This is a genomic window from Dermatophilus sp. B7861-1, assembly GCF_058996045.1.
Window position 1 is genome coordinate 2,343,707 of sequence record NZ_CM180082.1, and the last position, 23,145, is coordinate 2,366,851.

The 23,145-nt window shown below is 58.5% G+C and carries 20 protein-coding genes; 4 read left to right on the top strand and 16 right to left on the bottom strand.

Features of this window, described 5'->3' with window-relative positions:
* Positions 1–99 precede the first annotated feature (99 nt).
* The 8 genes from lhgO to AC2T9U_RS10325 form a co-directional block, all read right to left on the bottom strand.
* Positions 100–1,338, bottom strand: coding sequence for an L-2-hydroxyglutarate oxidase (lhgO, locus tag AC2T9U_RS10290; RefSeq protein ID WP_115029025.1), 1,239 nt, complete (start codon positions 1,336–1,338; stop codon positions 100–102).
* Positions 1,338–2,648 (bottom strand): NAD(P)H-dependent oxidoreductase, encoded by a 1,311-nt coding sequence (locus tag AC2T9U_RS10295; RefSeq protein WP_493696036.1) that lies wholly within the window; start codon positions 2,646–2,648, stop codon positions 1,338–1,340. Before AC2T9U_RS10295 ends, lhgO begins: the two co-directional genes overlap by 1 nt.
* A complete protein-coding gene (gene rfbC / locus AC2T9U_RS10300; protein WP_028327612.1) occupies positions 2,645–3,190 on the bottom strand; it encodes a dTDP-4-dehydrorhamnose 3,5-epimerase in 546 nt (181 codons plus the stop codon). Before rfbC ends, AC2T9U_RS10295 begins: the two co-directional genes overlap by 4 nt.
* A complete protein-coding gene (locus AC2T9U_RS10305; protein ID WP_493696037.1) occupies positions 3,190–4,218 on the bottom strand; it encodes an NAD-dependent epimerase/dehydratase family protein in 1,029 nt (342 codons plus the stop codon). Before AC2T9U_RS10305 ends, rfbC begins: the two co-directional genes overlap by 1 nt.
* A gap of 1 nt (position 4,219) precedes the next feature.
* Positions 4,220–4,996, bottom strand: coding sequence for a glucose-1-phosphate cytidylyltransferase (gene rfbF, locus AC2T9U_RS10310; RefSeq protein ID WP_208302835.1), 777 nt, complete (start codon positions 4,994–4,996; stop codon positions 4,220–4,222).
* A 456-nt stretch (positions 4,997–5,452) separates the two neighbouring features.
* A complete protein-coding gene (guaB, locus tag AC2T9U_RS10315; protein ID WP_115029016.1) occupies positions 5,453–6,988 on the bottom strand; it encodes an IMP dehydrogenase in 1,536 nt (511 codons plus the stop codon).
* A gap of 16 nt (positions 6,989–7,004) precedes the next feature.
* Positions 7,005–7,973, bottom strand: a complete 969-nt coding sequence (locus AC2T9U_RS10320; RefSeq protein ID WP_493696038.1) for a hypothetical protein — start codon at positions 7,971–7,973, stop codon at positions 7,005–7,007.
* A complete protein-coding gene (locus AC2T9U_RS10325) occupies positions 7,970–8,638 on the bottom strand; it encodes a sigma-70 family RNA polymerase sigma factor (RefSeq protein WP_258553047.1) in 669 nt (222 codons plus the stop codon). Before AC2T9U_RS10325 ends, AC2T9U_RS10320 begins: the two co-directional genes overlap by 4 nt.
* A gap of 358 nt (positions 8,639–8,996) precedes the next feature.
* Between AC2T9U_RS10325 and AC2T9U_RS10330 the strand changes: the two genes are divergently transcribed.
* Both AC2T9U_RS10330 and AC2T9U_RS10335 read left to right on the top strand, forming a co-directional pair.
* Positions 8,997–9,290 (top strand): WhiB family transcriptional regulator, encoded by a 294-nt coding sequence (locus tag AC2T9U_RS10330; RefSeq protein WP_115032318.1) that lies wholly within the window; start codon positions 8,997–8,999, stop codon positions 9,288–9,290.
* A 111-nt stretch (positions 9,291–9,401) separates the two neighbouring features.
* Positions 9,402–10,781 (top strand): GntP family permease, encoded by a 1,380-nt coding sequence (locus tag AC2T9U_RS10335; RefSeq protein ID WP_493696039.1) that lies wholly within the window; start codon positions 9,402–9,404, stop codon positions 10,779–10,781.
* A gap of 94 nt (positions 10,782–10,875) precedes the next feature.
* On the opposite strand, the gene groL is transcribed toward AC2T9U_RS10335, so the two are convergent.
* Both groL and groES read right to left on the bottom strand, forming a co-directional pair.
* Positions 10,876–12,489, bottom strand: coding sequence for a chaperonin GroEL (gene groL, locus AC2T9U_RS10340; RefSeq protein ID WP_115029010.1), 1,614 nt, complete (start codon positions 12,487–12,489; stop codon positions 10,876–10,878).
* Between the two features lie 116 nt (positions 12,490–12,605).
* The gene (groES, locus tag AC2T9U_RS10345) at positions 12,606–12,902 is read right to left on the bottom strand and encodes a co-chaperone GroES (protein WP_028327602.1); all 297 of its coding nucleotides are present in this window, start codon (positions 12,900–12,902) and stop codon (positions 12,606–12,608) included.
* 327 nt (positions 12,903–13,229) lie between these two features.
* On the opposite strand from groES, the gene AC2T9U_RS10350 reads away from it, so the two are divergent.
* Entirely contained in the window at positions 13,230–14,465 is a 1,236-nt protein-coding gene (locus tag AC2T9U_RS10350; protein ID WP_493696040.1) for a THUMP-like domain-containing protein, read from the top strand.
* Positions 14,466–14,562: 97 nt separating this feature from the next.
* Here the strand turns inward: AC2T9U_RS10350 and AC2T9U_RS10355 are convergent, their stop codons facing one another.
* The 6 genes from AC2T9U_RS10355 to AC2T9U_RS10380 all read right to left on the bottom strand — a co-directional run bounded on the left by AC2T9U_RS10355 (position 14,563) and on the right by AC2T9U_RS10380 (position 22,008).
* Positions 14,563–16,197: an MFS transporter gene (locus AC2T9U_RS10355; protein WP_493696041.1), complete on the bottom strand. Its 1,635-nt coding sequence runs from the start codon at positions 16,195–16,197 to the stop codon at positions 14,563–14,565.
* An 82-nt stretch (positions 16,198–16,279) separates the two neighbouring features.
* On the bottom strand, positions 16,280–17,497 hold the full coding sequence (locus tag AC2T9U_RS10360; protein ID WP_493696042.1) for an amidohydrolase: 1,218 nt from the start codon (positions 17,495–17,497) through the stop codon (positions 16,280–16,282).
* 478 nt (positions 17,498–17,975) lie between these two features.
* The gene (locus tag AC2T9U_RS10365; protein ID WP_181815972.1) at positions 17,976–19,016 is read right to left on the bottom strand and encodes an o-succinylbenzoate synthase; all 1,041 of its coding nucleotides are present in this window, start codon (positions 19,014–19,016) and stop codon (positions 17,976–17,978) included.
* Between the two features lie 72 nt (positions 19,017–19,088).
* Entirely contained in the window at positions 19,089–21,137 is a 2,049-nt protein-coding gene (locus tag AC2T9U_RS10370) for a phosphate acyltransferase (RefSeq protein ID WP_493696043.1), read from the bottom strand.
* A gap of 124 nt (positions 21,138–21,261) precedes the next feature.
* Positions 21,262–21,738, bottom strand: a complete 477-nt coding sequence (locus tag AC2T9U_RS10375; RefSeq protein ID WP_493696044.1) for an NUDIX hydrolase — start codon at positions 21,736–21,738, stop codon at positions 21,262–21,264.
* 117 nt (positions 21,739–21,855) lie between these two features.
* Positions 21,856–22,008 (bottom strand): hypothetical protein, encoded by a 153-nt coding sequence (locus tag AC2T9U_RS10380; protein WP_493696045.1) that lies wholly within the window; start codon positions 22,006–22,008, stop codon positions 21,856–21,858.
* A 145-nt stretch (positions 22,009–22,153) separates the two neighbouring features.
* Between AC2T9U_RS10380 and AC2T9U_RS10385 the strand changes: the two genes are divergently transcribed.
* Positions 22,154–23,134: a 1,4-dihydroxy-2-naphthoyl-CoA synthase gene (locus AC2T9U_RS10385; RefSeq protein WP_028327597.1), complete on the top strand. Its 981-nt coding sequence runs from the start codon at positions 22,154–22,156 to the stop codon at positions 23,132–23,134.
* Positions 23,135–23,145 lie beyond the last annotated feature (11 nt).

The following is a 23,145-nucleotide window of genomic DNA, read 5'->3' on the forward strand; positions in this document are numbered from 1 at the left end:
CACTCCCCCACCACAACACCCAAAAAACAGCAGATGACTGTGGCGCCCACCCCCACAACTTCACGGGAGGGCGCCACAGCCATGCGGCACACGTACTGCTCAGGCGCGCGCCATTACCTTGTCGACGATCATCTCGGCGATAGGCATCGAACTCGTCGCCGCTGGCGAAGGTGCATTACACACATGCACCATGCGGTCAGTCTCCATAAACAGGAAGTCCTCGGCCATCGAACCGTCTTCCATGACTGCTTGAGCCCGAATACCTGCTGGCTCCGGCCCCAAATCCGACACCCGCAGCTCCGGAGCATACTTGGTGACCAGCTTGAGATAACCCGGTTTGAACGCCGAGTTCTTCATCTCAACCAAACCTGTCTTCAGCACGCTCGGCACCAATTTCCAGAAGCCCTTATACAGAGCAAAATCCGCGATGTCTTTAACGTTCATCGACCAATGCGGGTACCCCTCGCGAGCGAAACCCATCACCGCGTTCGGCCCCACGGTCACCCCGCCGTCCATCATCAGGGTCAAATGCACACCCAAGAACGGCAAACCTGGATCAGGAACCGGGTAGATCAACGAATTCACGATCGTGTTCTTGCTCGCGGGTAGTCGGTAGTACTCCCCACGGAACGGAACCATGTGGAATGACGGGTTCAGTCCCGCCATCCGCGCCAACCGGTCCGCCTGGATACCGCCACACACAACCAGCTGTTTACCGAACACTCGCTCAACATCCCCAGCGGTGTTCTTGGCATGCGCGGCAGCCACATCCACACGCACCTCAGAGAACGACTCCGTGATGTCTACAACCTTGGTTCCTAAACGCACCTGACCACCAGCGGCTTCAATGACCTCAGCCATCTTCTGGCATACCTGGGTGTAATCAATGATGCCGGTGTTCGGGCTCCAGATCGCACCAATGCCGTTGATGCGTGGCTCGCGGCGCTTGAGCTCTTGGCCATCGAGCTTCTCTACATCCATGCCGTTGGTGACGGCACGCTCGTAGAGAGCCTCCATGCGCTCCAGCTCAACCTCGTTGGTAGCCACAATCAGCTTGCCAACATTGCGGTAAGGGATGCCGTGTTCGTCTGCGAATTCGCGGGTACGTTCGGCGCCTTTCTTACACAGCACAGCTTTCAGCGAGCCCGGCGTGTAGTAGATACCGGCGTGGATGACACCCGAGTTGTGGCCTGTCTGGTGGAACGCGACCTGTGACTCTTTCTCGATTACGAGAAGAGACGCCCCTGGTTTACGGTTCAGCAGCTCCATAGCCGTGGCCAGGCCGACAATTCCGCCGCCAATAACAACGAAGTCGTACACCTTCTGCGCAGTTGTCATTACTGCACCGCCGGTTGCGGGAACGTTGTCTCTTGTTCCCTGCGCAGTTCATCAGCCAGGCGGCCCTGCGGAACGATCACATCGTTGTAGGAGATTGCTTCATCTTTAGCGATATCGCGGGTAAGCACGCATCCCTCAGCCAATCCCACCGGCAAGAGCTTCTCCGCGGCAGTGACGTCAGCGCGTTCGCACTCACCGTAGTAGGTGTACCCGCCCAGAGCATCCAAGGTCTCCCCAGCTTTGAGGTCTTTCTTCGCGATAGTGATGACCTCAACCTTGGGAGCCTGACGCAACGGTTTGATGCAGGCATCACCGAGCAGCACCGCGCGAGCCAGGGTGTCCGGAACTTCAAAGTGGCACAGGTGGTACGGCGTGTAGAAGCTGTACAGCGGCCCTTCACCAAGCTTGTAGAGATTCAGATAGTGCTGCTGTTTGGGGTCATCGTGCGTACCCAAAACGTAAACGCCTGGCCCTGGTTTCGTTCCGACTACGTAGTCAACAGCGCCGCCAAGCTTTTTGAGCTCGTCAACGTCGTACATGCCGGTCAAGTCATCGACGTGGCCGCGGTGGTCGCGCTGTAACAAACCCCGCTTGTGAATGGACAGGTCAGCGGCGTTAGCGACGAGGGCTTGCTCAACGGACACTTTGGTGCCGTCGGCGAAGCTGGTCACCATGTGTGGATCTTGGCCCCACTGACGCGCGAACCCTTCCTGAGTGGTGGGGTTGCGGTATGGGTCTTGCAGGCCCTTGATGTTTCCTGCCACCAGCGGGGTCACGCCCAAGCCGCGCACAAACCGGATGAGGTTCATTTGCACACCGGGCTGGTCGCCGTCGGCACCGGTGTACACCAGGCCAGCGTCCTCGAATTTGGCGTTGAGGATGGTGCCGATGGTGGCATCGACCTCAGCGTTCAAAAGCACGAGGTGTTTCTTTGCTGCCAGGGTGGCCATGGCCAGGTGGGCACCGAATTCCACCGATCCGGTCGCATCCAAAACGGCTTCGACGCTGGTGGCGTTAACCATCGCCTCATAGTTGGAGGTGACGGCGGTTCCGCCGGTTGCGGCGAGGGCATCAATTTCTTCAGCGGTCTGAACGATCTTCACCTGATCACCGGATTTACCGGCGAATTCCAGTGCAGCAACACCTTTCTCGGGCGTGCGGGCATACACCACAGCCACGTCCATGCCAGGTTTGCTGTTGAAGATATGGTGCATCGCGCCACGGGCCATGAACCCTGGGCCAGCAATAGCAACCTTGACCGGGTTGCCTTCGGCCTCGCGCTGGGCCAGAAGGGTGTCAACAACGATCACTTGACGATCTCCTTTCCGTCCCAGTCCGCCCATGCCTTGTCTTTGTCCGAGATGACCTCAACAGGGATGGGCCATTGCAGTCCGAAAGCAGGATCGTCGTAGCGCTGACCACGCTCGTGCTCTGGGGAATACATGCCCGACACCTGGTAGGTGACTTCGGTGTCGTCGGTAAGAGTGAGGTATCCGTGCGCGCAGTACGGCGGAATCCACAATGCGCGGTGGTTGTCTGCAGACAGTTCGACCATCACGTTCTTACCGAAGGTGGGGCTGTCTTCACGCAGGTCAAGGCAGCAGTCCACGATGGAGCCACGCACACAGCGAACCAGTTTGCCCTCCGCGGCCGGGGCGATCTGGCGGTGCATTCCGCGCATCGTGCCCTTCTTGTGGTTCCAAGACATGTTGGCCTGTTTCACATCCGTGGGGATGCCGTGTGCTTGGAACTCCTCCACGCAGAAGGTCCGTGCGAAACCACCACGGTTGTCTTCGAACGCCTTCAGGTCGATGATCCAGCAGCCTTCAACAGCGGTTTGAGTGAATTCCATCAGGCGTCAGCCTTCTTCCAGAACAGCTTCTCGTCGACCTGACCGGTTTTGAGAAGGTGGTCAATCATCTTCAAACGAGTGTGGCCACGGCCATAGAACTTGTCGGCGTCGAGCTGGATCGCTTCGAAAACCGAATGCAGCTGTTTGGCACCATCGGCGAGGTTCCAGTCGCAGGAGAATCCAAGTGTCTGCTCGATCTTGTCGAATTTAACCTTGTAGGAACGGTTGTCTTGACCGGGTTCACCGAACGAAAGCTCACATCCGGGGAACTCGTTCGCCACCGTCTCAGCAATCTGACGCACCGTGTAGTTGTTGTCGTAAGAGCCGACGTTGAACACCTGGGCGTGGACCTTCTCGATCGGAGCGGCCAGCGCCAACCGGATCGCTTTGCAGATGTCGAGAGCATGGACCATGGGGCGCCAAGGGGTGCCATCGGAGGTCATGGCGATGTTTTTCTCAACCCAGGCCAAGCCAGCGAGGTTGTTCAGAACAATGTCGAAACGTTGGCGTGGGCTGGCACCGAATGCGGTGGCGTTGCGCATCGCGGTGGGGTGGAAGGTGTCGTCGGCGAGTTTCCACAGGTCCTGTTCGGTGAGGTATTTGCATTCGCCGTATGCAGTTTGTGGGTTAACGGCGCTGGTCTCGTCGACGTCGCCTTCGGCCACACCATAGACGGAGCAGGAAGACATGTAGACGAACCGCTCAACACCAGCGGCCTTCGCAGTTTTAGCGACGTGGACAGAACCTTTGTGGTTGATGTCGAACGTCAGTGGGCCAACCAAGTCACCGACAGGGTCGTTGGACAGCTCAGCCATCGCGACGACGGCATCGAAACCCTGGAGGTCGTCGACGGTGAGGTCGCGCATGTCTTTCTTAATGGTCATAGGGGTGCGCTGGTGGTCGCTGAACAGCCATCCCTCTTCGTAGAAGCCGGTGTCTAGGCCGACGACCTCGTGCCCGTCTTCCATGAGCAACGGGGCGAGCAAGTATCCGAGGTAGCCCTCGGTGCCGGTAACGAGAATCTTCATGTCAGTTCCACACCTTCCAGGGCGCGCTGCCAGCCGCCCACTGCTTCTCCAGCTTGTTTTTGTCGTTCAATGTGTCCATGGGGTGCCAGAAACCAGGGTGTTTCCATGCGTTGAGCTGGCCGTCATGGGCGAGGTTGCGTAAGGGTTCTTGTTCCCAGGTGGTGTCGTCACCGGCGATGTAGTCGATGACACCGGGTTCGCACACGAAGTAGCCGCCGTTGATCCAGGCGCCGTCGCCATCGGGTTTTTCTTGGAATGTTTCGATGGTGGTTTCGCAAGCTCCCAGGGAGATCGCTCCGAACCGTCCAGGTGGCTGCACCACGGTCATGGTGGCGAGGCGTCCAGATTTCTTGTGGAAGTCGATGGTGGCAGAAATGTCGGTGTCGGAGACGCCATCACCGTAGGTGAAGCAGAATGTTTCGTCGCCGATGTAGTCCTTCACTCGTTTAAGGCGGCCTCCGGTCATGGAGCTAAGGCCGGTATCAACAACGGTGACTTTCCAGTCTTCAACGTCACGTTTATGCACGACCATTTCGCCGGTGCGCAGGTCAAACGTCATGTCCGAATTGCGTAGCGCGTAGGAGGCGAACCACTCTTTGATGTATTCGGCTTTGTAGCCGCCGCACACGATGAACTCGTTGACGCCGTGGTGAGCGTACTCGTGCATGATGTGCCAGATAATCGGTTTGCCACCGATCTCGACCATTGGTTTGGGCTTGAGCGTGGTCTCTTCGCTCAAGCGAGTTCCCAGGCCACCCGCAAGGATGACTGCCTTCATCGGTTCCCCTCCCGTGAATCGCAAACGCATCTGCGGCTCTTCGGTCCGCTGACGCAGTGTGAGACGGTCAGGAGGTCTAGCTCCGAACGATCCCCCCGGATGGCCCCTTGCATCTGCTGCGCATGCCTTTGAACAGCATGTTTGTGAGATCTCTCTGGTCCCGGCGAGGTCGAGGAGGCCCGTTGCAGCTTTTCGTGAAGACCCCGTCTCACGCCCCGCCGGTAACTATACAGCCGTCCTACTAAGCGGTCAGATGTGGCGGTATCTGAGCTGAATGCCATGCACACAACGATTCCGATGCACGTGAACGGCAAGGAAACCGCTGCAGCGCTCCTGAAGCATTGCTGCTGAGCAAGCCCGTAGAAGTGGTGATGTTCACGTCAGCCCCAGCAAACAGCAGCAGGCAGGCCGCAGCCCCTGTGAGAGGCAACGATCTGCCTACTGCTGAAGAAACTGTCAGTGACGTGAATAGTTCGGCGCTTCGACCGTCATCTGGATGTCGTGAGGGTGGCTTTCTTTCAACCCTGCCGAAGTAATCCGGACGAACTGGCCGCGTTCTTTCATCTGCGGGATAGAGCGCGCACCGACGTAGAACATCGTTTGCCGCAGACCACCGATGAGTTGGTAGGCGACCGAGGCCAGCGGGCCACGGTAAGGAACCTGCCCCTCAATCCCCTCCGGAATGACCTTGTCGTCATCAGAGACATCGCCCTGGAAATAGCGGTCCTTGCTGTAGGACTTGGCGCGGCCACGGGATTGCATAGCCCCCAACGACCCCATACCCCGGTAGCTCTTGAACTGCTTACCATTAATAAACACCAGTTCGCCGGGGCTTTCCTCACACCCAGCCAACAGCGATCCCAGCATGACAGTGTCAGCACCAGCCACGATCGCTTTACCGATGTCGCCAGAGAACTGCAAACCACCATCACCGATCACTGGCACACCGGCAGCTTTGGCTGCCAACGAAGCCTCGTAAATCGCGGTCACCTGTGGCACACCAACCCCAGCAACCACGCGGGTTGTACAAATCGACCCAGGTCCCACACCAACCTTGATCGCATCGGCGCCAGCATCAACCAGTGCCTGCGCACCCGCACGCGTGGCAACGTTACCGCCAATCACGTCGACAGCTTTACCTGCGGTTTCTTTCTTCAAACGACGAATCATGTCAGTCACGCCACGCGCGTGACCGTTCGCGGTGTCCACCACCAGTGCGTCCACGCCCGCATCCACCAGAGCCATCGCACGATCCCAAGAGTCACCCCAGAACCCCACCGCAGCAGCGACCCGCAGACGCCCACCATCATCTTTTGTGGCGTCGGGATACTTCTCCGTCTTAGTGAAGTCTTTCACCGTCATCAAGCCGCACAGCTTGCCGGTACCGTCTACCAGCGGCAACTTTTCAATCTTGTGTGCCGCAAGCAGAGCCAAAGCCTCATCACGATCAACCCCCACTGGTGCAGTAACCAGCGGCATCTTCGTCATGACCTCAGCGACACGACGGCTCGTATCCATCTCGAAGCGAAGGTCACGGTTGGTGATGATGCCAACCAGCTTCCCATCAGCGTCAACCACGGGCAGACCAGAAATACGGAACTGGCCACACAAGGCATCCACCTGGGCCAAAGTCATCTCCGGTGAAGCCGTCACCGGGTCAGTAATCATGCCGTTCTCGGAACGCTTCACGCGGTCAACCTGTACCGCCTGATCCTCAATGGACAGGTTTCGGTGAATAACACCAATCCCACCCTGACGGGCCATCGCGATCGCCATCCGCGACTCGGTAACCGTGTCCATCGCCGCACTCGTCAACGGCACCCGCAACGTGATGTTCCGACTGAAACGCGTCGAAGTATCCGCTTCCGACGGAATCACATCGGTCTCGCCGGGTAGCAGCAAAACGTCATCGAAGGTCAGGCCCAAATTCCTGAACGGATCCGTGACGCAAGACTGCTCGAATTCAGAAGTCGAATGAGGCGTGGAACTCATTCCCTAATGGTAGTTCTCACCGTGCCTCTTCGACAGAAGTGGTGCCCTTCCCATCCGTGGAAGACTTCCCAGGCTCAGCAACTGAAGCAGATCCAGTCCCCGAAGACTTCTCAGACACAGCACTCGTAGGAGTAGCCACACTGGTAGAAGTAGCCGGAGAGCTCTGCGTATGCGAAGACGTTGTTCCTGAAGGCACTACCCCACCTGGAGTCGTCACCGAACTCGAATCCTTCGGCGGAGCAGAAGGAGTAGCAGTAGGTGCACTACTGGTCGGCTTCGGATCCGGACGATCACTGGAGGTAGGCGCAGGCTCCTTAGTTGGCCCCGTTTTACCTTTACCGCTATCTGAAGGAACCCCCGGACGGCTAGCCGAACCATCCTCAGGACGCGTAGGAACCAACGGAACAGAAGTCGGCCCCACACCCTCATCACTAGGCTGAACAGGCGCAATCGCGCTACCCAAAGCGCTCGGATCACCCATCGTCACCCCCGGCACGCCAGGCATCCCCACCGAAGGAACCACCAGCAATGGCCGCCCAGGCATAGGCGAGATAGATATCGAACCCGCAGTCGGAACAGAAATCACCGGCGACGAACCATCAGGAACAGCCTCCACATCCCCCGAACCAGGCAACATGCTCCGCACTGCCTGACGCACCACACCCAAGGGTCCAGCAGAACCCTGCGTAGGAACATTCAACGCCACCGCTGCCATCCCCCCAGACAGCGTCACAACAACAGCCCCAGCTACCGCAACTACACGTGTGGCCCGCAATGACCGCGGCTTGGGCAGCAACCGCTCACCACACCACGCAGGTGGCGTACCCGCCATCTCGTCTGCGTCTTCGTCAATCTCCCTCGTCCAGGCCCCCAATAAAGCTTCCAGACCCTCATCAGAGGCACACTCACGATTTGCGAGACGATCCAAAAACTCATCATCAGCTCGAACCTGTTCCAGGTCGAGACTTTCTCCCCCGGCTATCACTGTTCCTCCTCGAACTGCGCCGCATACAGCTCCCGCAAACGACTCATCGCCCGGTGCTGCGCGACCCTGACCGCTCCCGCGGTCTTCCCCAAAGATCTCGCCGTTTCTTCGGCAGACAACCCCATAGCGATACGCAGGTGAAGAATCTCCTGGTCCGCTGGTTTGAGCTTATTGATCAGCGCCCCCGCCTCCTGGGCATCAATGCCCGTGACAACCGTTTCCTCCGGCCCTGGAACCAAATCCTCCCGGTCCGGGAACTCATCCGTCGGAACCGGCTGCCGCATAGAGACACGCTGAACATCCGCCACTTTGCGTGAACAGATGGAATACATGAACGCCTCAAAAGGCACGCCGCGGTGATCGTACTTCTCCAACGACATAAGAACCGCCACGCACACCTCCTGAGCAACATCCTCAGAAGCACTGGCTGCCCGAGGAAAACGACCGAGCCGTGCACGCGCATACCGGAACGAGCGCTCCCGCACAATCCGCATTAACTCGTTCCGCGAAATGGAATCCGCCCCACTCTTCGCAGCGAGCGCCAACTCAGTCAGACGAGAAACCTCGCCCGTTGATCCCATCGCGGCAGCACCCCAGGGCGTTACTGCCCGGGAAGCATCCGCCTCGGAATTTTTCTTCCGAGCTCCGCGAAAAGGAATGGTCACTAAGCCTGCTCCTGACGATTGAGACCCACCGCCACTGGCACGACGGACGAGCCGGAAGGTCACACCAACACCCCCAAGACAGTGCAACACCCACTCAAAAGAATATCGGACACGCCGAACAGGTCCACAACACAGCCCACACCACCCACAGCCTCAAACAATTCTAATTCGCACCCGACACAACTGAATTACCCAGCCCAAATCCAGCCTCCTGCCGAATAATGATTTGAGGCATCAAACTCAAAAGCGACCCACACACACGACCACACCACCCACAGCGTTCGCCCCAGGCGCCACCTCACAAAGGAACATCCGCCTCACCGCTACAGACTCACACCAGAACGCACAAGGAAAACCAATGACCAACGCGACCCGCCTCCCCGGCCCTATCGCCGACATATGGGACTGGCAACTACACGCCGCATGCCGCAACGCCGACCCCGCCATCTTCTTCCACCCCGAAGGCGAACGCGGATCCGCCCGCCGCAACCGGGACCACGCAGCCCAAAAAATCTGCGCCTCCTGCCCTGTGCAACCCCAATGCCGCGAACACGCCCTCGATGTCAACGAGCCCTACGGCGTCTGGGGAGGACTCACCGAAACCCAACGCGAAGAACACAGCAACACTGCCCGCCGCAGCCGCGCCAGCTAAAGCCACATCCTCCGAGGGCGGTCCCGCACACCCAGCGAGACCGCCCTCGACTCATGCCCACACACCACAATGAACGCAATATCCAAACCTCACCTTGCCCAAGGAACACCAATGAACACTTGGACCCAAACCATGAGCGCCGGGCCACTACTTGGCATCGCAGCCGCGGCCATCGCCGTGATCCTCATCCTCGTCATAGGATTCCGCCTCCACGCATTCCTCACCCTCATCCTCGTCAGCCTTCTCACCGCCTTCGCCACCGGTATCCCCACCAGCCACATCATCCCCACCCTGACTGAAAACTTCTCCAAAACACTCGGCTCCGTTGCCCTTCTCGTTGGACTCGGCGCCATGCTCGGCAAACTCGTCGAACACTCCGGCGGCGCCCACATCCTCGCTGAACGACTCGTCCGCCTCTTCGGCGAAAAACACGCCCCCACCGCTCTGGGCATCGCCTCACTCCTCATGGGCTTCCCCATGTTCTTCGACGCTGGCCTCATCGTCATGCTGCCCGTCATCTTCGCCATCGCCACCCAGCTTCAGCGCCCCATCCTCCACTACGCCATCCCAGCCATCGCCGCTTTCTCCGTCATGCACGTCTTTGTCCCACCACACCCAGGACCAGTCACTGCATCCGAAACCTACGGAGCAGACCTGGGCCTTCTCCTCGCCCTGGGACTACTCGTAGCCATCCCCACCTGGTACATCTCTGGAATCATCTGGGGACGCATCTGCGCCCACACCTACCCCTTCCCCGCACCCACCACCCTTTTCGGCGACACAACCAACACCTCCATCACCAACCCACCCCGAGTCCGTACTGTCCTGTTCGTTCTGCTGCTGCCGATGCTGCTCATCTTCATGAACACCGGACTGGACTATCTGCGCGCAGCCGGATTCGTTGACAAAAAAGCAGCCTGGTACCCCATCCTCACCACGCTGGGCTCCTCCCCCGTCGCACTACTCATCTCCGTACTGACCGCGCTGATCCTGCTGGGCCACCGCCGCGGCAACGATGGCACCGCCTTAGAAAAACTCCTCGACTCCGCACTAGGGCCTATCTGCTCAGTCGTTCTCATCACCGGTGCAGGCGGAATGTTCGGTGGCGTCCTACGCGAATCGGGGATCGGGGCAGCTTTGTCCCAATCCCTGACCAACCTCGGCCTGCCCCTCATCATCGCGGCATATCTCATCTCCGTAGCTATGCGCATCGCCCAAGGATCAGCAACCGTCGCTCTCATCACTACCGCTGGGCTCTTGGCGCCCTCCGTTGCCGCAGCTAATTACAGCCCCGGAGAAGTTGTCGCTATCGCTCTCGCCACAGCCAGCGGATCCGTTTTCGGTAGCCACGTCAACGACTCCGGTTTCTGGCTCGTTGGGCGACTGCTAAACATGGACGTTGCAACAACACTGCGCACCTGGACCCTGCAACAAACCATCCAATCAGTCGTTGGGTTCGTCCTCGCAAGCGCTGTATTCCTCGTGCTTTAGATGCACAACCACACAAGGGCGGCCCCGCACCATCACTGGTGCGGGGCCGCCACCTTTTTAACTAGCCAGCTTCACAACTAGCTGTTCAGGTCACTCAGTGGCCGTGTCCGTGGCCGTGACCGTGGGTCTCGGGCTCTTCTTCCTTCTTCTCCACCACGAGCGTGTCAGTGGTCAGAACCATGGAAGCAATCGATGCGGCGTTACGCAGCGCCGAGCGGGAAACCTTCACCGGGTCGATGATGCCGTTGCCGATGAGTTCGCCGTACTCGCCTGTCGCAGCGTTCAGGCCCTGGCCGAGCGGAAGTTCGGAGACCTTCGCCACAGCGACGTAGCCCTGCAGACCTGCGTTCTCAGCGATCCAGCGCAGCGGCTCAGCCGTGGCCTTCTTCACGATGTTCGCGCCAGTGGCCTCGTCACCGGTCAGACCCAGCTCATCGATGGCAACAGAAGCGTGCAGCAGAGCCGTGCCACCACCGGCGACAATGCCCTCCTCGATCGCAGCGCGAGTTGCGGCGATCGCGTCTTCGATGCGGTGCTTCTTTTCCTTCATCTCCACCTCGGTGTATGCACCGACGCGGATCACGCAGACGCCACCAGCAAGCTTGGCCAGGCGTTCCTGCAGCTTCTCGCGGTCCCAGTCAGAGTCCGTGTGCTCGATTTCGCCCTTGATCTGGGCAACGCGAGCATCAACCTCCTCCTGTGCGCCGCCACCATCAACGATGGTGGTGTTGTCCTTGGTGGAAACGACACGGCGAGCAGTACCGAGCATGTCCAACTCGGCCTGGTCCAAACGCAGACCAACCTCTTCGCTGATGACAGTCGCGCCCGTCAAAGTAGCGATGTCCTGCAGCATTGCCTTACGACGGTCACCGAAACCGGGGGCCTTAACCGCAATGACCTTCAGGATCTCGCGCATGCGGTTAACAACCAGCGTAGACAGGGCTTCGCCCTCAACGTCCTCGGCGATGATGAGCAGCGGCTTCTTGGACTGGGCGATTTTCTCCAGAACCGGAAGCAAATCCTGCACCGAAGAGATTTTGCCGCTGTTAATCAACACGTAGGCGTCCTCCAGGACGGCCTCCATGTTTTCGGTGTCCGTCACGAAGTACGGGGAAAGGTAGCCCTTGTCGAACTGCATACCTTCGGTGAACTCAAGGCCCGTGGAAGAAGTCTGCGACTCCTCCACCGTGATCACGCCGTCTTTACCGACCTTGTCGAAAGCCTCACCGATCAGGCCACCGATCTCGGTGTCCTGAGCAGACAAGGAAGCAACCTGAGCAACCTCGTCCTTACCAGCAACCTCACGGGCGTTGGAGAGCAAACGGTCGTTCACCGCTGCCACAGCCTTGTCCATACCGCGCTTCAACGCAGCCGGGCCAGCACCGGCAGCCACGTTACGCAGGCCCTCGTTCACCATCGCCTGCGCCAAAACCGTTGCGGTCGTGGTGCCATCACCAGCGATGTCGTTCGTCTTGGTGGCGACCTCTTTGGCCAGCTGAGCACCGAGGTTCTCGTACGAGTCCTCCAGCTCAATCTCGCGAGCGATCGTCACACCGTCGTTCGTAATCGTGGGAGCGCCCCACGACTTGTCCAGAACCACATTGCGGCCCTTGGGGCCCAACGTGACCTTGACCGTGTCCGCAAGAGCGTTCACACCCCGCTCCAACGCTTTACGCGCGGAGTCACTGAATTCAAGAGTCTTAGCCATGAGAATCCTTACCTTTGCGCTGCTACGACGAGATACTCCGCCCCCACACCGGGAAGCGGATAGCGATCACGACGCGAGCCTCGATGGGCCCGCGCCGTGCTCGGAACTGCGCTGGATCAGGCGACGACGGCCAGAATGTCGCGGGCCGACAGGATCAAGTACTCCTCGCCACCAACCTTGATCTCGGTGCCGCCGTACTTGCTGTAGATGACCTTGTCACCAACCTTGACGTCGAGGGGAAGACGAGCGTCACCCTTCTCGTTCCAACGGCCCGGGCCCACAGCCAGGACCTCGCCCTCCTGGGGCTTTTCTTTAGCGGTGTCCGGAATAACCAGGCCGGAAGCCGTGGTCTGCTCCGCCTCGCTGGACTTGACGACGATGCGGTCTTCGAGCGGCTTAAGAGAAACCGACATGTTCTCGACCTTCCGATCGGGCCCACACCCAGTGCGGGCAAGTTCGATGATTGTCGGAGGCCGGGTGCGCGAACGCCGTCGCGGGGGTCGAACTCGCAAGCCCCGGTCGCCGTACCCGCGTATGCACGCCAACCCGCGAGCTGCTCCGGACCGCCACCGGCGAACCTCACACACCCTCGCAAAGCTGGCACTTGAACATCACGAGTGCTAACTCTGAATTTAGGCCTGGTCTGGCACTCGGTCAACTCGAGTGCCAGAAATAATTCCCCACCCCTAACCCGACGTGCATAAATCGCCCAACCCAACACAACACGAGAAGATGAGCACATGGACCTCGCCACAGTGCACCAACTCGCCTCACCCCAAGGATGGAGCCTGCTGGCCGCCCTCCCCCCATACGACGAAAACCACGCCACCGCCCTCAACACCGAACTACGCAACGCCGGCTACCCCGCCGACCTCATCGCCGCCGCACTCACCCAATCCCGCCTACGCGCCAAAGCAGCCGACAAATTCGGCGAATTCGCCGACGGCATGCTCTTCACCCCCGACGCCCTCGAACAAGCCACCCGCCTAGAAATCGCCGCACACCACGCACACCGCTACGTACGCGCCAACATCCACCACATCCACGACCTCGGCTGCGGCATCGGCTCCGACGCCATGACCTTCGCCAGCCTGGGCATCGCTGTCACCGCCATCGACGCAGACCCCGCCACCGCAGCCCTAGCCGCCCTCAACCTGCGCCACTTCCCCCACGCCGAAGCACACACAGGCCTCGCCGAAGACACCCCCCTACCCACTGACACCACCCACACCGGCATTTGGCTCGATCCAGCCCGCCGCGACACCACCCACAGCACCTCCAGCGGCAAAGCCACCCGCCTGCACAACCTCGACACCATCAGCCCGCCGTGGTCTTTCGTCGAATCCGTCGCCGCTCAGATCCCAGCCACCGGTGCCAAACTCTCCCCCGCATTCCCCCGCAACCGAATCCCTGCCGGAACCCAAGCCGAATGGACCTCCCTGCACGGCGATGTCCTCGAATGCGCCATCTGGTGGGGCCCCCTGGCCGAACAACCCGGCCGAACCGCCACCATCTTGGGCAACCACCCACCCATCCACATTCATCAAAACGACACACCCACCACCCACTCCTACGCCACCACACTCCCCAGCGAAGGAACACACCTCTACGAACCCGACAAAGCCATCATCGCCGCCGACCTCACCGGCGCCCTCACCACCGCCGTCGACGGAACCGAGCTAGCCCCTCACGTCGGCTACGTCGCCTCACCCAACCGCACCGAACTGCCTTGGGCCACCCGATACACCGTCATCGCCGCCATGAAACCCAACCCCAAACACGTCCGAGCCTGGCTACGCAAACGCGGCAGCGGACGACTCACTCTCAAACGACGCGGAGGACGCATCACCCCCGAAACATTCCGCCGCGAACTCAAACTCGATGGGCACGGCCCTGAAACCATCGGCATCTTGACCAGTGTCGCGGACAGCCCAGCTTTCCTGATCGTCGAACGCGACTGCACCACCACTCAATAACAAACCCCGGCAGGGGCAACCAGACAAAATAAAAAAACTAGGTGACCACTCCCCTCTTCACTAGACGAGCGACCACCTAGTTGGACTGAAGCAGCCCCTACTTCTTGTAGGCACGTCCTTCAAGATCCTTAAGACTGGAGAGCGGAAGTTCAGAAAGACGCCCTAAAACAGCCGCTTTCTCCTCATCCAGTGTGGGCTGTGGTGCCGGAGCGGCACTGCCTTCTGGTTGGCTCTGATCTTTCCTGCCAATTCCCTTAGGAACAGTCATAACAATCGAAATGATTGCCAAAAGAAGGAAGACAAGGTTAACGCCCAGAGCGATCATGCCAGCTTGACGCAAGCTCATATTGCCGGCACGTCCCTGCATGTGGAGGACGTGGCCAACGATGTCTGCAGGCACGCTCGTCATCGCAGTGAAAACTGCCAGAGAAACTGCCGCGCCAATAGCGCCACCGAGGCTGGAAGCCATTTTGTAGATACCGGCTCCTGAACCAGCTTGCGCTGCCGGGAGGTTCGAGAGAGCAGCGTCAGTCGATGGCGTGGCGTAGAACGCCAGACCGAAGCCGAAAAGGCAGTAAGCAATGATCGCCATAATCACGTACTGGCCAATGAGTACGTGCGTCATCATCAGAAGCAAGCATGCTGCGATGACGATGAAAGTTCCCCACAGCATCGGTTTGCGGGGACCGAACCGTTGCAGCAGCTTCTCACCGACACGGATGAACGCGATGATGAAAACGCCGTAACCAATGGTGAGCAGGCCCGCATCCCACGCGGTGTATGCCGTCCCGTCGGCTTTACGGCCAGCGAGCTGAATGAGCTGTTGGCTGACAATGAGCATGCCAATAGTGGCGTTAAGCAAGAAGTTACTGAGGGTGGCCCCAGTGAAAGTCGTGTTCTTGAAAAGCGCGAAATCAATGAACGGGTTAGCTTTGCCACGCTCAACGAAAACGAATGTCCCCCAGGCCAGAAGAGCAAGAACTGCCAAACCAAGGACTGTGGGGCTACCCCAACCGAGCTTCTTACCGAAAAGCAGCACGATCATGAGCGACAACGTGCCGACGATGAACAAGAGAAGACCCACGATGTCGAACGCGGCTCGCTGGCCAGTGTGAGCGACCTTGTTTTCGGGAGTCCCCAAGATCATGACGAACGCGATCACTGAAATAACAATCGAGGCAGCAAAAATGCCGCGCCAACCAACGTACTGAACAACAAACCCACCGAAAAGAGCAGCAAGACCAGAACCACCCCAGCTACCGATAGACCACATCGATACTGCACGTTGTCGTGCCGGGCCATCCCAGTAAGACTTCACAAGCGCCATCGAGGCAGGCATGATGCAAGCTGCAGAGAATCCCTGGATGGCACGCCCCACCAGGAGCAATGGCAACGCAGCAGGCCCTGCAGCAAACAGCAGCAGCGCAGACCCAATGATGCCCGCAATGATTCCGACCTGGGTGATCTTGACTCGGCCAACTTTGTCGGCCGTTCCCCCCATAAGGACAATAAACAGGCCAGAGAACAGGGCAGTGATACTCACTGCCAAGTTCATCGCTGATGCATCGACGTGTTGGACTCCGCCAGCATTAACGTCAGCCATGATGGCCGGAGCCACCGTGCCAGCTGTTCCAGCGAACAACCAAAACGTGATGACAGCAAGCACGATGCCCCAAAGGAGCTTTTCCGTGCCTTGATAACCCACCGGTGGGGTGGTGTTAGTGGCATTCATCTAGGGGACCTTCTTTCTCAGACGCCGCGGGGAAAGGCGCCGGTTGGGTGAACGGGAAGGTAATGACCCACCCGAGGGGAGATCACGCTTTGCGGAGGAATCCAAGGACCGCCGAAACGGCAGCTTCAGTGCCGGTGGTCAGCGTCGGTTGGATAGCTGGCGCGAAACTCGGGTTGTGGTTCGGATAAACCGGGGAACCTTCGGTATATCCACCGAAACCCCAATAGACGTAGGGCACGTCGAAAGCGCGAGGAATATTGCTGAAATCTTCTGAAGCAGTGACGGGAAGCATGTACTCAACACGCTCGGCCCCCAGTCCTTCACGAAGAGCTTCGGTGACAGTCAGGGCAGCCTGTTCATCGTTGTCGGTGAGCGGATAACTGTCGGAGTACTCAAACTCTGGTTCTTTGGGGCTGCGCGAAGCCTCGCATTCGGCTTTGACGATGCGTTCCATCGCCTCAACGAGCTGGTCCCGGATGTCCTCGGAGTAAGCACGGAAGTTGATCCGCAGCTCAGCACGATCAGGAATGATGTTGGCTTTTTGTCCGGCCTGTAGCGCACCGACGGTGATGACTCCGAAATCGCCGGGGGCAATCTCGCGGGCCACCACTGACTGCAAACGCACAACGATGGAGGAGGCCAGCAAGACCGGGTCAACTCCCAAGTGCGGCATTGATCCGTGGGAGCCTTTTCCGTACACAGTAACTTTGGCAGACACAGCGGTTGACAGGATCGGCCCGGACGCGACCGCTACTTTGCCAGCTACGGGGGAAGCCAAAACATGTTGCCCTAGACACACATCGGGCTTTGGAATCGCTTCAATGAGTCCGGCATTCACCATAGATTGGGCGCCTTGAGCAGTTTCTTCTGCAGGCTGGAAGAGGGCAATGTATGTACCGCTCCAGGTGTCTTTATGCTCGGCAAGCAGCTGGGCAGCGCCAAGGCCAGCGACGACATGCATGTCATGACCGCACGCGTGCATAACGGGCTGTTCGATGCCGTCTTGGTCTTTCATGACCTTTGTTGAGGCGTAGTCAAGGCCGGTTGCTTCCTGCACGGGAAGAGCATCGATATCTGCACGGAACAAGACGGTGCGCCCCTGACCATTCGCCAGGACTCCCACCACGCCGCCGCCAACTTCCTTGACGTCGTAACCGTACTCAGTGAGCTTGCCCACAATGAGTGCACGAGTTTCAGTCTCGACCATAGAAAGTTCAGGGTTCTCGTGGAGGTGCTTGTAAAGGGTCTCCTGCATTTCAGCTAATGCCGGAACCTTGGCGGTGATATCAGCGATAGACACGACCGGACCTTTCCTCTAAGAAGATGGAGGGCAATGGCAACCGGGTATCGAGGAGTCAGTCGATCGCCCTCATATATTTTTATTTATCCAGTGTTATCACCAGCGGACGCAGCGGCACGGACTCCGTATAACCACACCGAAATCTTGACCTCTACAAGAGATAAGGATCGGCCAAGACAAAGAAATCTTGAAACTATTGAGCTGTTCTCCCCCAAGAACCCACCTAGGACATTGGGGCCTCCGATGCCATCTCCAGTGACTTTCACTCGAGATGGCAGGAGAGCTAGCAGTAAGCAGCAGACCCCATCCAAAACACAGCTACCATCAGGACGTAAGCACTCAAAGTGACGTAAGACACAAATAAGTAGCCCCAATAACCAGATTTTCTGTAAAAAAATATTTACAAAAATTATCTGACTTTCTCGAAAAGGCCACTCTTCACATTTACAGGAACCTCACCCACCTGAAATCCCTCCCCTCAAAGTCCTGGAGAATCACACACATAGCGATAAGCGCTCCCCAGCCGTTGATGCCACCACTGCAGCCGCTCCACGGGCGCCTCAAACTGCTCCACCAAACCTGAATCCACCTCCACAGACCCCACCGGAAGCACACCCCCTCTAGGCACCAATGAACTACGCGATACATCCCCAGCCAGCAACGCAACCGTGCCTAAACCACACGCAAACTCAAGCTCTGGAAGCGCAGCCGCAAGCGCCACCCCAGCCCCAATACCAACCGAAGTATCCAAAGCACTACTCACCACAGTCGGCAATCCCACCTGCTCAGCAATCTCAAGAGCACGGCGCACACCCCCCAACGGCGCCACCTTGACCACAATGAGATCAGCGGCCTCAGCACGAGCAACTCGTAAAGGATCTTCCGCCTTACGGATCGACTCATCAGCAGCGATACGCACACTGCAACCCGCCGTTACAAGAGCGCGACGAAGACGCGCCAAATCATCCACCTCAGCCACAGGCTGCTCTACATATTCAAGGCTGTACCGCGACAACACAGCAATAGCCTCCACCGCAGTGCGCACATCCCAACCCGCGTTAGCATCCAGACGCACCGGAACATCCGCTCCAACATAATCCCGGACCGCTGCAACCCTATCCACATCCTCAGCTAGGCTCTGCCCCTGCTCAGCCACCTTGACCTTCACTGCAGCGAACCCGTCATAACGATCGAGAATGTCCGGCACTCGACTAGCTGGCACAGCTGGAACCGTGGCATTAACCGGAACAACTTCACGAACCGGTTCAGGCCAGCCGCACCAGGCAGCCTCAATCGCCGCAGCCAACCACCGTGAGGACTCCGCCGGGCCATACTCCACAAAAGGCGACCATTCCCCCCAGCCAGCAGGCCCTCGAAAAAGCATGGCCTCCCGATGAGTCACCCCACGGAAACGCGTGTTCATAGGAATACGGACCACACACGAGGCATCAAGCAATTCCGCCAAAGTTGGCCAAGAAGACACACACGCAGAACGCAGCGAAGGCACAGAAGAATGCATCGTCCTATCCTGGCGCCTAGAACAGAACGACGCATCCACTACCTACTCATTTCCACCCGCCGGTACACCGGCTCAGGCGCGATCCGTGAGAACCGCCGTTAAGCCGATCGTGTCCGTGATCTCTGGGCCACCACCACGCTGCGGCAATCCCGCAAATGGCTTGGCGTAACCATTCAGCAACGGGCCAACCCGGCTACCCTCAACATGCCGTTGGGCCTCACGCAGCGCTTGCTCTCGAGCCTGAGTCGAATGGAACACAAGAACCGAAGCATTACCAACAGAACCACCACCAGAACGCACACCCCCCTCAAGCGGACGGTCAAAGAACTCTTTAAGCTGGATCGGCTCTGCAACAGCCAAATCAGGACGTCGAGTAACAAGAAGGTCCCGGCACTGAGTCATCAACTCAAGAGTTCCTGCAGAACAATCCCCCTCAGAAACGAACGTAACCGTCGGGTAAATACCCAAAGAAATAGCGCGATCAGCCGCCAGCTCAGCCGAAATCACAATCTGCTCAACCGTGGCGTTCTCCCCATAGGCAGGGCCAGCATAAATCTGGATGGACTCCTTATCGAGAAGATACGTACTGGTCCCCACCGAAGTAACTCCAGGAGACAAACCGATAAGTTCGTCAGCCAAACGCACCAAATCCGAACCGGTATCGATACGGTCACCCACCACAGACTGCACTTCCTCCATCGCAAGCAAAACCATGGAGTAAGTAAGCGGATCAGCCAAATCTCGGACAGCCACCTGTTCCTCAACACCACGTTTAGCCGCCAAATAGCGCACAACCTCAGGAGCAGGGCTTGCAACATCAATGATCTGCGCCGCATCAGGCATAGGGATGTGGTGAAGAGCAGCAACCTCACCGATTTGCTCAGTAGACCCAACAAACAAACACGTAGCCATACCGAAATCGAGCAACGCCCGGGCAGAACGGAGCATGTCGACAGTGACAGGACCAGGCAAAGCTGTGGCGTAACGCTTAGTACCCAACCGCTCCATCACCGAAGCCCGCAACTGAATATACGTAGCGCGACGTGGCTGCTCATTCTCCTGCAAACCGCGGAGCCACTCAGTAGAAAACGCTTCGGCATACGTCTGTTTCGTCATCTGTGCACGCTCTTCGTCATCAGCGGGAATCTGCATCTGGATGCCGTTCACCGCCGAAGCCGCCTCATACGTGAAGTCATCCGTCGCCAACAAAGGCATACCTGACTCCAACGCTGGCGCACACAAACTCATCACATTCTCACTAGGCAAAAGACCGCTCGTCAGAAGCACACCCGCTGGACGAACCCCCTTAATCTCAGCAAGAGCAGCAGTCATAAGAACATCCGGACGATCACCAGGGGTGATGACAAAACGCCCCGCCTCAGCGGTACGGTCCACAACACCTGGCATACCTTGAGCAGCGATCATCGTGTGCTCAACACGACGATCCATATCGCCCTCAGAAACAACAGTCAGACGCAGCTGATGAACAATGTCACGCACCCGCAAACGCTCAAGCTGAGGACTATGCGGAACAGCAGCAACAACCTGCAAATTCCGGGCTTCAAGATCACGCTGAACATCACCCAGCAGCCCCTTGTCATCATCCTGAACACCGACAATGACAACACCAATAACCCGGCCTGGGCGACGGTCAGTAAAAGGACGCGCAGCCATCGCGACATGATCAACAACTTCGGCCAAACCCTCGGCAGCTGTGGCAACAAGAAGCACATCAGCATCAACACCCACGGCAAACTCTTCATTGAACTGATTCGTCAAAGAAGTCCCACGAATAGGGGAAAGCCCCTCAAAAACCACCGCTTCATGCGCCAAAACATCACGCATCTCAAAAAGCGCCGAAGACAACATAGTGTCACTGCCATACATGGCGTAATTACGCATCGCGGTATCAGAAGTAACCGGCTGCGGCGGACGCAACCGCGTCACCAACCGAAACACCTCAACAGATTGATCCTCGTTACCCTTGCTGAACTCCTGCGCAATGGGTTTGGCATAAGCCACATTCACACGCATCTCGGACAGCGCCTGAACCAGGCCTAGACACACAGGAGTCACAGGCTCCCGATGACCGGCGGGTACCACGAGAATCCGTCGTTGCATGCTGCGCTCCTCACCACGACACCACCCACGGCCGTGGGCGGAGACTAGGACAGTCCTGCCTCCTCATCGGCCAATGCGACCGGTTGGCAAGCACATAGCGCAATCGTGTGCACAAGAACACGCATCAGTCGTAAACGACCTCACCATCATCACGACACGCAATCTCAATCGCCTCACGATGACGACCCTCCATCGGCGGAAGATCTGTCACCGGCCACCACCCCACCTCAGAAGACTCATCGTCCCCCACCCGCGGAACACCACCTACCCACCGACACCGAAAAGCAACATCAACATAAGCAGACTGATCACCATTGGGATAAGTAACAACCGGCGTCACTCGCACAGCGATCAACCGCTCAACCTCAACATCAATACACGCCTCATCCTTCGCCTCACGCACCGCCGTCACCGCAGGAGGTTCCAACGGATCAACCACCCCAGTCACCGGGGTGTACTCACCGTTATCAGAACGACGCACCAACACCACCTCCACCCCCCGAGCACCCTCACGCACCACCACAGCAGTCACACCCGGCAGCCACAACAGATCGTGCCCCACCTTGGCCCGCAACCTCGCAACATGTTCAGGGATCGGCATGCACTCAAGGCTAGACCCACCCCACAGCTCTTTTTCTGGGCCTTACCTAGCCAGCCAATGCAACACAGCTGCCTTCACTTTCCATTAGACCCCTCCTGCTGCGCGACCGTTTCCCCCTCACGGTCGATCCCCCACAGCCCCCGAAGACTGCACCCTGTACACAGTCTCTTTGGAGTAAGACTCCTGCTGAATCGGGTCTACATACGCAGAAATAAAACTAGCCCCCATAAACAACGCCGCCACACCTACAAAAAATCGTTGCCTCCTCATGACAACCAGTTTTTCCCTGCACCACCCCACCGGTCATCCGCCCCCAGTCTGCAAACCACCTCACACCCCTACACCTAAAGTCGCACCCCACCTACCCCCAAAGTCGCATCCCACCAGAACAACACCGCAAGCCTAGGCTTGCCACATGGACACCGTGTCACAGACCTTCGACCCCACTACATGGGAGACAGTTCCCGGCTTCGAGGACCTGACCGACATCACCTACCACCGCAGCACCGCCCCCGGCCCCGTCCCCGGACGCCCCCTAGGCTGCGTGCGCATCGCCTTCAACCGACCCGAAGTTCTCAACGCATTCCGACCACACACCGTCGACGAGCTCTACCGCACCCTCGACCACGCCCGCATGACCCCACACGTGGGAACCATCCTCCTCACCGGCAACGGCCCCCACCCCACCCCAGGCAAATCCCCCACCACCAACGGATGGGCCTTCTGCACCGGCGGAGACCAACGCATCCGCGGACGATCCGGATATCAATACGCCAGCAAAGACGCCACCACCGGCGAGGAATCCCACACCAACATCGACGAACAACGCACCAAAGCCGAAGGTGGCCGCCTCCACATCCTCGAAGTGCAACGCCTCATCCGCACCATGCCCAAAATCGTCATCGCCGTCGTCAACGGCTGGGCAGCAGGCGGCGGACACTCCCTCCACGTCGTCTGCGACCTCACCATAGCCTCCCGCCAAAACGCCCGCTTCAAACAAACCGACGCCGACGTAGGCTCCTTCGACGCCGGTTACGGCTCCGCCTACCTCGCCAAAATGGTGGGCCAAAAATTCGCCCGCGAAATCTTCTTCCTCGGCCGCGAATACACCGCCGAAGACATGCACCGCATGGGCGCCGTCAACATCGTCACCGACCACGACGACCTCGAACACGAAGCCATCCGCGTCGCCACCGAAATCATGAGCAAATCACCCCAAGCCCAACGCATGCTCAAATTCGCATTCAACCTCACCGACGACGGACTCATGGGCCAACAAGTATTCGCCGGAGAAGCCACCAGACTGGCCTACATGACCGACGAAGCCATCGAAGGCCGCGACCAATTCCTCGAAAAACGCAACCCCGACTGGAGCCCCTTCCCCTGGTACTTCTAACCCAACCACCA

Coding starts and splice junctions, on each gene's coding strand:
- lhgO (WP_115029025.1), bottom strand. CDS start 1,338: ATGACAACTGCGCAGAAGGTGTACGACTTCGTTGTTATTGGCGGCGGA.
- rfbC (WP_028327612.1), bottom strand. CDS start 3,190: ATGGAATTCACTCAAACCGCTGTTGAAGGCTGCTGGATCATCGACCTG.
- AC2T9U_RS10305 (WP_493696037.1), bottom strand. CDS start 4,218: ATGAAGATTCTCGTTACCGGCACCGAGGGCTACCTCGGATACTTGCTC.
- rfbF (WP_208302835.1), bottom strand. CDS start 4,996: ATGAAGGCAGTCATCCTTGCGGGTGGCCTGGGAACTCGCTTGAGCGAA.
- guaB (WP_115029016.1), bottom strand. CDS start 6,988: ATGAGTTCCACGCCTCATTCGACTTCTGAATTCGAGCAGTCTTGCGTC.
- AC2T9U_RS10330 (WP_115032318.1), top strand. CDS start 8,997: ATGACCAACGCGACCCGCCTCCCCGGCCCTATCGCCGACATATGGGAC.
- AC2T9U_RS10335 (WP_493696039.1), top strand. CDS start 9,402: ATGAACACTTGGACCCAAACCATGAGCGCCGGGCCACTACTTGGCATC.
- groL (WP_115029010.1), bottom strand. CDS start 12,489: ATGGCTAAGACTCTTGAATTCAGTGACTCCGCGCGTAAAGCGTTGGAG.
- groES (WP_028327602.1), bottom strand. CDS start 12,902: ATGTCGGTTTCTCTTAAGCCGCTCGAAGACCGCATCGTCGTCAAGTCC.
- AC2T9U_RS10350 (WP_493696040.1), top strand. CDS start 13,230: ATGGACCTCGCCACAGTGCACCAACTCGCCTCACCCCAAGGATGGAGC.
- AC2T9U_RS10355 (WP_493696041.1), bottom strand. CDS start 16,197: ATGAATGCCACTAACACCACCCCACCGGTGGGTTATCAAGGCACGGAA.
- AC2T9U_RS10365 (WP_181815972.1), bottom strand. CDS start 19,016: ATGCATTCTTCTGTGCCTTCGCTGCGTTCTGCGTGTGTGTCTTCTTGG.
- AC2T9U_RS10370 (WP_493696043.1), bottom strand. CDS start 21,137: ATGCAACGACGGATTCTCGTGGTACCCGCCGGTCATCGGGAGCCTGTG.
- AC2T9U_RS10375 (WP_493696044.1), bottom strand. CDS start 21,738: ATGCCGATCCCTGAACATGTTGCGAGGTTGCGGGCCAAGGTGGGGCAC.
- AC2T9U_RS10380 (WP_493696045.1), bottom strand. CDS start 22,008: ATGAGGAGGCAACGATTTTTTGTAGGTGTGGCGGCGTTGTTTATGGGG.
- AC2T9U_RS10385 (WP_028327597.1), top strand. CDS start 22,154: ATGGACACCGTGTCACAGACCTTCGACCCCACTACATGGGAGACAGTT.